The 13,231-nt window shown below is 63.9% G+C and carries 11 protein-coding genes and 1 pseudogene; 8 read left to right on the plus strand and 4 right to left on the minus strand.

Features of this window, described 5'->3' with window-relative positions:
• Positions 1-25 precede the first annotated feature (25 nt).
• From ACRHIG_RS02450 to ACRHIG_RS02460, 3 genes and pseudogenes are all read right to left on the minus strand, one after another.
• Complete coding sequence (locus tag ACRHIG_RS02450) at positions 26-1,864, minus strand: DUF4132 domain-containing protein (protein WP_489629271.1); 1,839 nt, start codon at positions 1,862-1,864, stop codon at positions 26-28.
• Entirely contained in the window at positions 1,861-2,085 is a 225-nt protein-coding gene (locus ACRHIG_RS02455) for a hypothetical protein (protein WP_489629272.1), read from the minus strand. Before ACRHIG_RS02455 ends, ACRHIG_RS02450 begins: the two co-directional genes overlap by 4 nt.
• Positions 2,072-2,768 (minus strand): annotated as a pseudogene (locus ACRHIG_RS02460) (Crp/Fnr family transcriptional regulator). Before ACRHIG_RS02460 ends, ACRHIG_RS02455 begins: the two are co-directional and overlap by 14 nt.
• Before the next feature lie 180 nt (positions 2,769-2,948).
• On the opposite strand from ACRHIG_RS02460, the gene ACRHIG_RS02465 reads away from it, so the two are divergent.
• The 8 genes from ACRHIG_RS02465 to ACRHIG_RS02500 all read left to right on the plus strand — a co-directional run bounded on the left by ACRHIG_RS02465 (position 2,949) and on the right by ACRHIG_RS02500 (position 12,105).
• Positions 2,949-4,880: an AMP-binding protein gene (locus ACRHIG_RS02465; protein ID WP_489630728.1), complete on the plus strand. Its 1,932-nt coding sequence runs from the start codon at positions 2,949-2,951 to the stop codon at positions 4,878-4,880.
• Positions 4,881-4,894: 14 nt separating this feature from the next.
• Positions 4,895-5,710, plus strand: a complete 816-nt coding sequence (locus tag ACRHIG_RS02470; protein ID WP_029496076.1) for an ABC transporter ATP-binding protein — start codon at positions 4,895-4,897, stop codon at positions 5,708-5,710.
• A 19-nt stretch (positions 5,711-5,729) separates the two neighbouring features.
• Positions 5,730-6,626 (plus strand): branched-chain amino acid ABC transporter permease, encoded by an 897-nt coding sequence (locus ACRHIG_RS02475; RefSeq protein WP_230504509.1) that lies wholly within the window; start codon positions 5,730-5,732, stop codon positions 6,624-6,626.
• Between the two features lie 84 nt (positions 6,627-6,710).
• On the plus strand, positions 6,711-7,769 hold the full coding sequence (locus ACRHIG_RS02480) for a branched-chain amino acid ABC transporter permease (RefSeq protein ID WP_034752817.1): 1,059 nt from the start codon (positions 6,711-6,713) through the stop codon (positions 7,767-7,769).
• 58 nt (positions 7,770-7,827) lie between these two features.
• Positions 7,828-9,147, plus strand: a complete 1,320-nt coding sequence (locus ACRHIG_RS02485; RefSeq protein WP_489629273.1) for an ABC transporter substrate-binding protein — start codon at positions 7,828-7,830, stop codon at positions 9,145-9,147.
• A gap of 126 nt (positions 9,148-9,273) precedes the next feature.
• On the plus strand, positions 9,274-10,113 hold the full coding sequence (locus ACRHIG_RS02490) for an ABC transporter ATP-binding protein (RefSeq protein WP_489629274.1): 840 nt from the start codon (positions 9,274-9,276) through the stop codon (positions 10,111-10,113).
• Between the two features lie 90 nt (positions 10,114-10,203).
• Positions 10,204-11,460, plus strand: coding sequence for a phenylacetate--CoA ligase family protein (locus tag ACRHIG_RS02495; RefSeq protein ID WP_489629275.1), 1,257 nt, complete (start codon positions 10,204-10,206; stop codon positions 11,458-11,460).
• A gap of 63 nt (positions 11,461-11,523) precedes the next feature.
• Positions 11,524-12,105: a hypoxanthine-guanine phosphoribosyltransferase gene (locus ACRHIG_RS02500; RefSeq protein ID WP_086137290.1), complete on the plus strand. Its 582-nt coding sequence runs from the start codon at positions 11,524-11,526 to the stop codon at positions 12,103-12,105.
• A 109-nt stretch (positions 12,106-12,214) separates the two neighbouring features.
• On the opposite strand, the gene ACRHIG_RS02505 is transcribed toward ACRHIG_RS02500, so the two are convergent.
• Positions 12,215-13,168, minus strand: coding sequence for an NAD(P)H-dependent flavin oxidoreductase (locus ACRHIG_RS02505; protein ID WP_475415744.1), 954 nt, complete (start codon positions 13,166-13,168; stop codon positions 12,215-12,217).
• Positions 13,169-13,231 lie beyond the last annotated feature (63 nt).

Consider the following 13,231-nt stretch of genomic DNA (forward strand, 5'->3'; position numbering starts at 1 on the left):
CCGGGAAGCGTCTATGATACCGCGATTAGCGGCCGGACTGCACTCGGTGCTGCGCCAGCAGCGCCCCGGCGGCGGCGGCGATTTTTTCCAGCAGCGCCTCGTCGTAGGGCAGCCACGGCACGGCGCCCAGCTTGCTCCCCATCGCTACCACCTCGATCACCGCCTCGGCGCCCTCCTTCGTGGCCCTGCCGGTGCTCAGGTGGATCGCATGCCCGCCCACCATCAGGTGGCGCGCTTCGAACGCCATGCGGCCGTCCTCGATCTGGTCCGCGAATACCTGTTCCAGCACGGCGCGCCGCATGCCGGCCATCGGCCCCGGTGCCAGGTTGGACAGGTAAAACAGGCGCTGTTCGCGCTCCACGCTTTGCTCGTCCTCGACCAGCGCCAGCGCGCTGGCGCTGACCAGCAGGTCCACCGCGCGGCACGCTTCCGAATAGGCCACCGGCGTCATCGGCATCATCTGCGCGGGCGCCAGCCCGTTTGACGTGCAGGCGCCGCCCGCCCCCGGATACACGTGCCCCTCGAGGCGAAGCAATACGCGCCAGGCGCCGAACTGGCGCGACAAGCCTTCATCGCGGTCCAGGCGCCAGCCTTCGCGGCGCGCCAGTCCCAGCAAGGTGGGCAGCGACAGCTGGTAGCCGGCAAATGCGGCACTGCCGTCGCCGGGCGGCGCATATATTTCGCGATAGACCTGGCGCAGCGGCTGGCGCAGGCGCCGCTGCGCGATCAGCGCTTGCCAGGCGGCGCGCTCCTCCCCGCTGCCATGCAAGGGGTGCCACAGGCCGATCTCGCCTTGCCCAGGCAAATCCACTGGCTGCCCCTGCGCATCGATGGCGCCTTTCCCGTCGAGCATGAAGGCCAGCCCATCGCCCGTGCGCCAGACCAGCGCGCGCGCCACCGCGTCGATATCGGCATCGTCGCGCAGGGCACGCCATTGGTCCAGGCCAAACCACACCTCGCTGGCGTAGCCCGCTTCCAGGCGGCGCGCCAGCATGGCCTGGCGCCGCTTGCCCATGGGGCCCGGCATGCCGACCCTCCAGGCGATATCGGGCCGTTCGGCCAGCGCCCGTTCGGCCGGTTTCAGATTGCGTTCCAGTTTCTTGCGGATGCCCGCATGGCGTACCTGGGCCAGCGCCGCGCGCAGGGCCTGCAGGCTTTCGGGCGTGGGGATGGTTTCCACCGCATGGCCCAGCGCCATCGCCAGCGACTGCGACGGCGCGCTCTTGGCCGCGCCGGGCGCCACGCATGCCAACGGCAGCAAGACGGTAATCACGGGCCTGAACCAGGCATCATCGCGATAGGACGCCACCCGCGCGGCGCGCGCCAGCACCGGAGAATCAGCCGTGGCAAAGGCGGCATCGGCCGCATACGGCACGCTGCCGTCATGGATGGCGGCGATATGGCGCGCCGCCTGTTCCAGTATCGTGCGGGAAAAATCCACATACGCCGCATCGTCGGCCAGCACGTCGGCGGGATCGGCCTCGCCGATGCTGTCGCGGTTCCAGTGGCCGCTGTAGCGCGAGCCGGCCAGCGCCAGCAGGGATGCTCGCGCCAGTTGCGGCAGTACGGTGAGTTCCTGCAAGGTCAAGGGCATCGGGTAGCGCGCATGGCGCTCCTCCATCATCTGCCCGAACCGGGCCGGGGCGTCGCCGCCGGCCAGCTGCGCCAGCAGCCAGGCGGCAAAATGCTGTTCGCCCCAGTGCTTCGGTTCATCCAGGATGCGCAGCGCCAGCTGCGCGCTGCCTTCCGGTGGCGCGCCGCGCAGACAATCCAGGCAGCCGATTGCGTAGTCCCAGTCGTGCACGCGGGCCGCATCCAGCGCGTCGAGGAACACATCGCCTGCCAGCGCCGGTGCCAGCTTCATGCTGCTCGCTTGTGCCAATAGCGCCATCGCCAGTTCGCGCCGCGCAGGATCGTCATGGCCAAAGCGCGCCGCGCGGTGCAGCGCCCCCAGACAGCGCCCAGTTCTTCGGGAGTCCAGTCGCTGAAATCGACCGGCGGCCCCGTGAAACGCGTATGCTCGACAAAGCCGCCATCGAGGCGCGCGCGCAGCGCCGCGGCGCGAGTGGACTCAGATGGCATCATCGGCCTCGTAGCGGCGCAAGCCTTCCAGGTCCAGCACGCGGATGCCGCCGTAATCGAGGCGCAACAAACCTTTTTTCCAGCACCTGCAAGGCCTGGTTGGCACGCTGGCGCGAGGAGCCCGACAGCAGGCCGATCTCTTCCTGCGACAGCTGCACCAGGGTTTCCACGCCCGGGTACAGATGCGAGTTGAACATCGACGCCAGGCAGCGCGCCACGCGCGTATTCAGATCCAGCAGGCGCTCGTTTTCCACCATGCCGATGAACTGGCCCAGGCGCTCGTTGAGCTGCATCAGCAAAAAGCGCGTGAATGGCAGGCTCGTTTCCAGCAGCCAGTGGAAAGTGGCGCCGGGCAGGCGCGCCACGCGCGTGTCGCGCAGGGCCATGGTGTCGTATTTGCGGATCTCGTTCTTCAGCAATGAACCTTCGCCGAACCAGCTGCCGGGTGGCACGCCGATGAAGGTCATGGCCTTGCCGGAAGCGGAAAAATTATTCATCTTGACCATGCCGCTGATGACGCCGATCCAGTTGTCCACCGGTTCACCCTTGCGGCAGACAAAGCCGCCTTTCGGCACGAAAGTCTCGAACACATCCGCCTCGACCCGGGCCATTTGCTGGGGATCGAGCAGCTGCGCCCAGTTGGCCGCGCGCACGGCATCCTTGAGGCTGATATCAGGGTTGGTCATTGTGCGATGCACCATCGAAAAGTGGGTAAATGTCCCCGAAAAGACAACTCGGCAAACTAACGCAAGCTACTATCATTGCACAAACGCCTTACACATAAAAAATACAGAGCGCCATCCGACGAGGTGGGGCCTGAGACAAGCAACAGGGAGACACTGGTGCAAACGCATACCACAGCAGCAATGCCGACTTTTCCGCGGCGCTTATTGCAACACGGGACAGTACGATCCGACAAGCCCGCCTTTCGCGAAAAACACCTGGGCATCTGGCAGACCTGGACCTGGGCCGAGGTCAACGAGGAGGTGCGCGCGCTGGCCTGCGGCCTGGCCGCCATCGGCTTCCAGCGCGGCATGAACCTGGCCATCATCGGCGACAACCGTCCCCGCCTGTACTGGGCCATGCTGGCCGCGCAAAGCCTCGGTGGCGTGCCGGTGCCCCTGTACCAGGATGCGCCGGCCGCCGACATGGCGTACGTGCTGCAGGATGCGGAAATCCGCTACGCCATCGTCGAAGACCAGGAGCAGGTCGACAAGCTGCTCGAACTCAAGGCCCTGTATCCGCACGTCGCCCACATCGCCTATGACGATGAACGGGGCATGCGCCATTACCGCCAGCCGGAGCTGACGTCCTTTGCCGCCCTGCAGACGCTGGGCCGGGCCTACGACCGCGAGCATCCCGGCTTCTTCGACGCCGCCGTGGCAGCGGGCCAGGGCAGCGACTCGGCCGTGATCCTGTACACCTCGGGCACCACGGGCAAACCGAAGGGCGTGTGCCAGAGCCATACGGCGCTGCTGGCGGCCGGCGAAGGCGGCGTCGCCTTCGACCAGCTCACCGACGAGGAAGACATCCTGTCCTACCTGCCCATGGCGTGGGTGGGCGACTGCCTGTTCTCGCTGGCGCAGGCCATGGTGGCCGGCTTTACCGTCAACTGCCCCGAATCGGGCGACACGGTGATGATCGACATGCGCGAAATCGGCCCCACCTGCTACTTTGCGCCGCCGCGCGTGTTCGAGAACATGCTCACCAGCGTGATGATACGCATGGAAGACGCGAGCAGCATCAAGCGCCGCATGTTCAGTCATTTCATGGACGTGGCCAAGCGCTGCGGCGCGCAGATCCTGGATGGCAAGCCCGTTTCGCTGGCGGACCGCCTCGGCTACAAGCTGGGCGAGCTGCTCGTCTACGGCCCCCTGAAAAACGTGCTGGGGCTGTCGCGCGTGCGCGTCGCCTACACGGCCGGCGCCGCCATCGGCCCCGACCTGTTCCGCTTCTACCGCTCGATCGGCGTCAACCTCAAGCAGCTGTACGGCTCCACCGAAACCTGCGCCTACGTTTGCTTGCAACCGGACGGCAATATCAAGTTCGACAGCGTCGGACTGCCGGCGCCAGGCGTGGAAGTCAAGCTGGCGGCCAATGGCGAAGTGCTGGTCAAGTCGCCCGCCACCATGAGCGGCTACTTCAAGCGCCCTGACGCCACCGCCGAAGTGATCGACAATGACGGCTACTTCCATACGGGCGACGCGGGCGTGTTCGACAGCGAAGGCCATCTGAAAATCATCGACCGCGCCGCCGACGTGGGCAAGATGAATTGCGGCGCCATGTTCGCCCCCAACTACATCGAAAACAAGCTCAAGTTCTTCCCCTTCATCAAGGAAGTAGTGGCCTTCGGCAATGCGCGCGACCAGGTTTGCGCCTTCATCAACATCGACATCGAAGCGGTGGGCAACTGGTCGGAGCGGCGCGGCATCGCCTATTCCGGCTACACGGACCTGGCGGCGCGCGCCGAAACCTATGGCCTGATCCGCGACTGCATCGAGCAGGTCAACGCGGAACTGGCGGCCGACCCGCTGATGGACCGCACGCAGGTGCACCGCTTCCTGGTGCTGCACAAGGAACTCGACCCGGACGACGACGAGCTGACGCGCACGCGCAAGGTGCGCCGCAAATTCATCGCCGAAAAGTACGCGGTGCTCATTTCCGCCCTGTACGAGGGCAAGGCAACGCAATACATCGAGACCCAGGTGAAATTCGAGGATGGCCGCCTTGGCTCGACCAGCGCCGACCTGCAGATCTGGGACAGCAAAACGTACCGGCCGCAGGGCCTGGCCGCATGATGGAGCACAGCACGATGCAAATGAACGAACCCGACGCCCATTTCGGCACGGCCCGCAAGACGGGCCCCGTGATCCTCGACCTGAAGAACATCTCGCTGTCGTTCGGCGGCGTGAAAGCGCTGACCGACATCTCGTTCGACGTGAAACAGCATGAAATCCGCGCCATCATCGGTCCGAACGGCGCCGGCAAGAGCTCGATGCTCAACGTGATCAATGGCGTGTACCGCCCGCAGCAGGGCGAGATCATCTACCGGGGCGAGCACCGGCGCGGCATGGACTGCTACGCGGCCGCCAAGTCCGGCATCGCGCGCACCTTCCAGAACATCGCCCTGTTCAAGGGCATGACGGTGCTCGACAACATCATGACGGGGCGCAACCTCAAAATGAAGTCGAATTTCCTGCTGCAGGCCCTGTACTGGGGCCCGGCGCGGCGCGAGGAAATCGAGCACCGCAAGAAGGCCGAGGAAATCATCGACTTTCTGGAAATCCAGGCCATCCGCAAGACGCCCGTGGGGCGCCTGCCCTACGGCTTGCAAAAGCGCGTGGAACTGGGCCGCGCGCTGGTGGCCGAACCGGAGATTCTGCTGCTGGACGAACCGATGGCCGGCATGAACGTGGAGGAAAAGCAGGACATGTGCCGCTTCATCCTCGACGTCAACGACCAGCTGGGCACGACCATCGTGCTGATCGAGCACGACATGGGCGTGGTGATGGATATCTCCGACCGCGTGGTGGTGCTCGACTACGGCAAGAAGATCGGCGACGGCACGCCCGACGAGGTGCGCAGCAACCAGGACGTGATCAATGCCTATCTCGGCGTGGCGCACTAGACAAGGAATAGCAATGAATATCAATTTTTTCTTTGAAGTGCTGATCGGCGGCCTGCTGTCGGGCGTCATGTATGCGCTGGTGGCGATCGGTTTCGTCCTGATCTACAAGGCCTCGGGCGTATTCAACTTCGCGCAGGGCGCGATGGTGTTCTTCGCCGCCCTCACCTGCGTCGGCATCATGGACAAGTTCGGCCTGTCCTTGTGGCTGGCCATCCCGCTGACGATGGTGACGATGATCGTGCTGGGCATGGCGATTGAAAGGGTGGTCTTGCGCCCGCTCGTCAACCAGCCCGAAATCACGCTCTTCATGGCCACCATCGGCCTGACCTTTTTCATCGAGGGCCTGGCGCAGCTGATGTGGGGCTCGCAGGTGCACAAGCTGGACCTGCCCATCGAAGACGTGCCGATGCCCTTCCTGATGGACCATTTCAATATCATCATCTCGCAGTTCGACATGGTGGCGGCCGGCATCTGCGCGCTGCTGGTGATTTGCCTGGCCTTGCTGTTCTCGAAGACCAAGGTGGGCCGCGCCCTGCGCGCCGTCGCCGACGATCACCAGGCGGCGCTGGCGGTCGGCATTCCGCTGCAGCGCATCTGGGCCGTGGTGTGGGGCGTGGCGGGCCTGGTGGCGATGGTGGCCGGCTTGCTGTGGGGCGCGCGCAACGGGGTGCAGTTCGCCCTCACCTTCATCGCCCTGAAAGCGCTGCCCGTGCTGATCCTCGGCGGCTTTACGTCGGTGCCGGGCGCCATCGTCGGCGGCCTGATCATCGGCGCGTCGGAAAAGCTGGCCGAAGTCTACCTCGGCCCCATGGTGGGCGGCGGCATCGAAGGCTGGTTCCCATATGTGCTGGCCCTGCTGTTCCTGCTGGTGCGCCCGGAAGGCCTGTTCGGCGAAAAGATCATCCGTCGCATATAACACCACCGAAACAGCATCGTAGGTCGGGTTAGCGCATGGCGCGTAACCCGGCAACAGCCAAAACAGCCCGCAAAGGACCACCCCATGATTTACCGTGAAGCAGGACAATTCAAGACCAGCTACCAGGCTGACAACCAGATTTTCCCGATCCGGCAAGACCGCCTGGCGCTGACGGCCACACTGCTCGTTGCCGTCTTCCTCCTGCCGTATTTCGCCTCGCCGTACATGCTGTCGGCGATCCTGATCCCCTTCCTGATCTTCGCCCTGGCGGCATTGGGCCTGAACATCCTGACCGGTTACGCGGGCCAGCTGTCGCTGGGCACGGCCGCCTTCATGGCCGTGGGCGCGTTTGCCTCGTATAACTTCATGGCGCGCCTGCCCGGATTGCCGCTGCTCGTGTCGTTCATCCTGGGCGGCCTGTGCGCGGCCATGGTGGGCATCGCCTTCGGCCTGCCCTCCCTGCGCATCCGCGGCTTTTACCTGGCCGCCTCCACCCTGGCGACGCAGTTCTTCGTCGTCTGGTGCCTGACCAAGATACCGTATCTGACCAACTACAGCTCCTCGGGCGTGATCACGGTGCAGAAGATGACCATCCTCGGCTACCAGTTCGACACGCCGCAAAGCAAATACCTGCTGGTGCTGGCCATCGTTGCCGGCATGGCGCTGCTGGCCAAGAACATGATCCGCTCGAACGTGGGCCGCTCGTGGATGGCCGTGCGCGACATGGACATGGCGGCCGAAGTGATCGGTTTTCGCCTGATGCGCACCAAGCTGCTGGCGTTTGCCGTCAGCTCGTTCTACTGCGGCGTGGCCGGCGCCCTGTATGCGTACGCCTACCTGGGCACGGTGGAACCGGAAGCCTACAACCTGGACCTGTCCTTCCGCATCCTGTTCATGATCATCATCGGCGGTGTCGGTTCGATCCTCGGTTCCTTCCTCGGCGCGGCCTTCATCGTGCTGCTGCCCGTCTTCCTGAACACCATCGCGCATGGCCTGGCATTGCCGACCAGCGTGGCCTCGAACCTGGAACTGATGGTATTCGGCGCGCTGATCATCTTCTTCCTGATCGTCGAGCCGCACGGCCTGGCCAGGCTGTGGCAGATTGCGAAGGAAAAGTTGCGACTCTGGCCCTTCCCCCATTAAGTTTTTGCAGTCGATGTCGGTTCACTTGAATACCAAATAAAACAAGAGGAGACACACAATGAAACACATCAAATCGCTCATGCTGGCCGCCGCCATCGCCAGTGCCGCACTCACCATGGCCGGCAGCGCCCAGGCGCAGGACAAGGAACAGTACATCGCCCTGCCCTCCTACCGCGTGGGTCCCTACGCGGCCGGCGGCTCCGGTTTCTACGGCGGCATCATCGACTACTTCAACCTGGTCAACCAGGCCGGCGGCGTCAATGGCGTCAAGATCAGCTGGGAAGAATGCGAAACCGAATACAACCCGTCGCGCGGCGTCGAATGCTATGAACGCCTGAAAACCAAGCAGGGCGGCGCCACCCTGGTCGAAACCCTGTCCACGGGCGTCGCCTACGGCATCCTCGACCGCGTGGCGCAGGACAAGATCCCCATGACGATGATCGGCTACGGCCGCTCGGATGCCGCCAACGGCAAGGTCTTCCCGTATGTATATCCGCTGATCTCCAGCTACTGGAGCCAGGCCGCCGCCATGATCAAGTATTTGGGCGACAAGGATGGCGGCATGGACAAGCTGAAAGGCAAGAAGATCGTTCACCTGTACCACGATTCGGCCTTCGGCAAGGAGCCGCTGCCCGTGCTCGAAGCGCTGTCGAAACAGTACGGCTTCGAGCTGATCAAGATTCCCGTCGCGCCGCCCGGCAGCGAACAGCAATCCCAATGGCTGCAAATCCGCCAGGCCAAGCCGGACCACGTGATCCTGTGGGGCTGGGGCGTGATGAACTCCGTGGCCATCAAGACGGCGCAGCGCAACGGCTTCCCGCGCGACAAAATGCTGGGCGTCTGGTGGGCCGGCTCCGAGGAAGACACGATTCCATCGGGCGACGCGGCCAAGGGCTACACGGCGATGACGTTCAATACGCCGGGCAACTACCCCGTGCTCGACGACATCCGCAAGAAACTCTACGCCACCGGCAAGGGCAACCTGTCCGACCAGTCACGCATCGGCTCCGTCTACCACATGCGCGGCGTGACGGCCGGCATCCTGTGGGTCGAAGCGATCCGCGTGGCGCAGGAAAAATTCGGCAAGGGCAAGCCGATCACGGGCGAGCAGATGCGCTGGGGCCTGGAAAACCTGAACGTCGACGATGCGCGTCAAAAAGCTGTGGGGGCGCTGGGCATGTTCCCCACCGTGAAAACCAGCTGCGACGACCATGAAGGCTCGGGCGCCGTGAAGGTGCAGCAGTGGGATGGCAAGAAGTGGACCGCCATCACGCCGAAATGGATCGTCGGCGACAAGGCCCTGGTGCGCAAGCTGGTCGAGGAATCCTCGAACAAGTACGCCGAAGAGAAGAAGATCACGCCGGCGTGCATGAAGTAAATCGCTGCCGATGGTGGTGTCGGATTACGGCCTGCGGCCTAATCCGACCTACGCCGCATTCACGTAGGTCGGATTAGCGTAGCGTAATCCGACAGCATCGCCAACACATATGAAAACGAAGCAGCCATGACACACACTGCCACGCAAACACCAGACGCCGCACCGCCGCCCTACCTGTCGGTGAACAATATCGAAGTCATCTACGACCACGTGATCCTGGTCCTGAAGGGCGTGTCGCTGCAAGTGCCGCAAGGCAAGATCGTGGCGCTATTGGGCGCCAACGGCGCCGGCAAGTCGACCACCCTGAAAACCATCTCGACCCTGCTGCGCGGCGAACGGGGCGACGTCACCAAGGGCGAAGTCCAGTTCAAGGGCGAGCGCGTGGACCAATTGACGCCGAATGAGCTGGTCAAGCGAGGCCTGTCGCAAGTGATGGAAGGCCGCCACTGTTTCGGCCATCTCACCATCGAGGAAAACCTCTTGACGGGCGCCTACACGCGCAGCCTGTCGCGCGGTGAACTGAAAGACGCGCTGGACAAGGTGTATCACTACTTTCCGCGCCTCAAAACGCGGCGCAGCAGCCAGGCCGGCTATACCTCGGGCGGCGAGCAGCAGATGTGCGCCATCGGCCGCGCGCTGATGGCCAAGCCGTCGATGATCTTACTGGACGAGCCTTCGATGGGCATCGCGCCGCAGATCGTCGAAGAGATCTTCGGCATCGTCAAGGACCTGAACCACAAGGAAAACGTGTCCTTCCTGCTGGCCGAACAGAACACCAACGTGGCGCTGCGCTACGCCGACTTCGGCTACATCCTGGAAAACGGCCGCGTCGTGATGGAAGGGCAAGCGCAGGAACTGGCCAGTAACGAAGACGTCAAGGAGTTTTATCTGGGCGTCTCCAGCGCCGGGCGCAAGAGCTTCCGCGACATGAAGTTCTACCGCCGCCGCAAGCGCTGGCTGGCCTGATCCATCAAAAACCTTGGCTGCAACGCGCCCGGCGGTCCTGATGGCCGGGCGTGCGAATCAATATGCACTGACAATTGGAGAATGACTGACATGACCGATACGCTCGACAGTCTGGAAGCACGCGCTCCCGAAGCGCGCGAACGCGAATTGATGGCCGGCCTGCCGCAGCTGATCGCGCGCGCGCAACAGGCGCCGGGCTGGGCCCGCATCCTCGACGGCGTCAACGCGGCCGGCATCACCAGCCGCGCCGCGCTGGCGCAGCTGCCCGTCACGCGCAAGTCCGACCTCAAGCAACTGCAGCACGCGCAGCTGCCGTTCGGCGGCTTGAACACGACGTCGAAAAACGCCCTGTCGCGCGTGTTCGTCTCGCCCGGCCCCATCTTCGATCCGGAAGGCCGCGGCCCCGACTGGTGGCGCTTCGCGCGGCCCATGTATGCCGCCGGCGTGCGCGCCGGCGGCTTGCTGCAGAACTGCTTTTCGTATCACTTCACGCCGGCCGCCTTCATGGTCGAAGGGGGCGCCGCGCGCATCGGCTGCACCGTCATCCCGGCCGGCATCGGCCAGACGGAAATGCAGGTGCAGGCGATGGCCGACCTGAAGCCGGACACGTATATCGGCACGCCCTCATTTTTAAAACTGATCATAGAGAAGGCGCGCGAAATGGGCGCCGACATCAGCAGCGTCACCAAGGCCGTGATGGGCGCGGAAGCCTTGCCCGAATCCTTGCGCAGCTGGTTTGCCGAGAACGGCGTGCCGCACGTGTTCCAGACCTATGCCTCGGCCGATATCGGCAGCATCGCCTATGAAACGGCCAGCAATGGCAAGCTCAATCCCGGCATGGTCGTCGACGAAAACGTGCTGCTCGAGATCGTCCATCCGGGCAGCGGCATTCCCGTCGCGCCGGGCGAAGTGGGCGAAGTCGTCGTCACCGTCTTCAATGCCGACTACCCGCTGATCCGCTTTGCCACCGGCGATCTGTCGGCCGTGCTGATGGACGCGCCGGAGTCGCCGTGCGGGCGCACGAATACGCGCATCAAGGGCTGGATGGGACGCGCGGATCAAACCACCAAGGTGCGCGCCATGTTCGTGCATCCGTCGCAGGTGCATGAGATCGCGCGCCGCCACCCGCAAATCAGGAAGGCGCGGCTGGTGGTGTCGGGTCGCATGGCCAACGATGAGATGGCCCTGCATTGCGAAGTCGACGATCCGGCGGACGCCAGCGGCGTGGAAGCCATCATCGGCTCGATCCGCGAACTGACCAAGCTGCGCGGCGACGTGGTGCTGGTGGCGGTGGGCAGCCTGGCCCAGGACGGGAAAATCATCGACGACATGCGCGATTACAAATAAGGCCGATTTGCGGGATAATACCGGCATTGACCATCAGCCCTATTCATCGCCATGCAAGAGTCCATGCAAGAATTTCATCACAACCGTGCCCGTGACCTGATCAAGAACGCGGAACTGCTGTTCGACCAGGAGGCCGTGCAGGCGTCGATCACGCGCATGGCCGATGTGCTCAACACGCGCTTCAACGCCGAGGATTCGAAAGAGTTCCCGCTGGTGCTGGGCGTGATGGGCGGCGCCGTCGTGTTTACGGGCAGCCTGCTGCCGCAACTGAGCTTCCCGCTCGAATTCGACTACATCCACGTCAGCCGCTACGGCGACGACGACAAGGGTGGCGAAGTGGTGTGGAAAGTCATCCCCCGCTCGAACGTGGCGGGCCGCACCGTCATCGTGCTCGACGATATTCTCGACGAAGGCGAAACCCTGGCGCACGTCAAGCAGCGCCTGCTGGACATGGGCGCCTCGGAAGTCATCCTGGCCGTGTTCGCCGACAAGGCCATCGGCAAGAAAAAGCCCGTACAAGCCGACATCGTCGGCCTGGTGATCCCGAACCGCTTCGTCGTCGGCTTCGGCATGGATGCGTACGGCTACTGGCGCAACCTGCCGGGTTTGTGGGCCATCAAGCCGGAGGATTTGAAGCAGGAGTGATTGTGGTGTTGTCGGATTACGCGCTGCGCGCTAATCCGACCTACCGAATCCATGGTCGTAGGTCGGCTTAGCGCAGCGTAATCCGACACCACCATCATCGCAACAACGATTACAGCTTCAACCGCGCGCGCGCCGCATCGTATTCGGCCTTCAGGCGCGCCACCATCTCTGCCACGCTGGGCACGTCGTCCATCAAGCCCACGCCCTGGCCCGCGCCCCAGATGTCGCGCCAGGCCTTGGCGCTGCCGGAGCCGAAATTCATCGCGCTCTTGTCCGCTTCGGGCAAGGCTTCCGGATCGAGTCCGGCCGCTTCGATCGATTTTTTCAGGTAATTGCCGTGCACGCCCGTAAACAGGTTCGTGTAGACGATGTCCGCCGCGCTGGAATCCACGATGGCGTCGCGGTAGCCGTCGCTGACGTTCGATTCCTTGGTCGCCAGCCAGCGCGAGCCGATGTAGGCAAAGTCGGCGCCCATCGCTTGCGCGGCCAGCACGGCGTCGCCCGTGGCGATGGAGCCCGACAGCGCCAGCGGGCCGTCGAAGAATTTGCGCACTTCGCCCACCAGCGCGAACGGCGACAGGGTGCCCGCGTGGCCGCCGGCGCCGCTGGCGACCAGGATCAAGCCATCGACGCCCGCTTCCAGCGCCTTTTTCGCGTGGCGGATCGAGATCACGTCGTGCAGCACGATGCCGCCATAGCTGTGGATGGCGTCGAGCATTTCCTTGGGCGGCGCGCGCAGCGAGGAAATGATGATGGGGACCTGGTGTTTCACGCACACTTCCACGTCGTGCGCGAGGCGGTCGTTCGACTGGTGCACGATCTGGTTGACGGCGATCGGCCCGACTTTTTTATCGGGATTGGCGGCCTGGAAGGCGGCCAGCTCGGCCTGCAGGTCGGTCAGCCACGTGTCGAGCAATTCGGCGGGACGCGCGTTCAGGGCCGGGAAGGAACCGACGATGCCGGCCTTGCACTGCGCCGCGACGAGGGCCGGGCCGCTGGCGATGAACATCGGCGAAGCGATAACGGGTAAGGAGAGGTTTTGCAACGCAACAGGCAATGCCATGGCGGACTCGCTGGAAAGTTGATCGGGATGAAAGACACACTGAACGTTGATTATAGTGCAGAA

Source organism: Janthinobacterium sp. C22 (genome assembly GCF_057919405.1).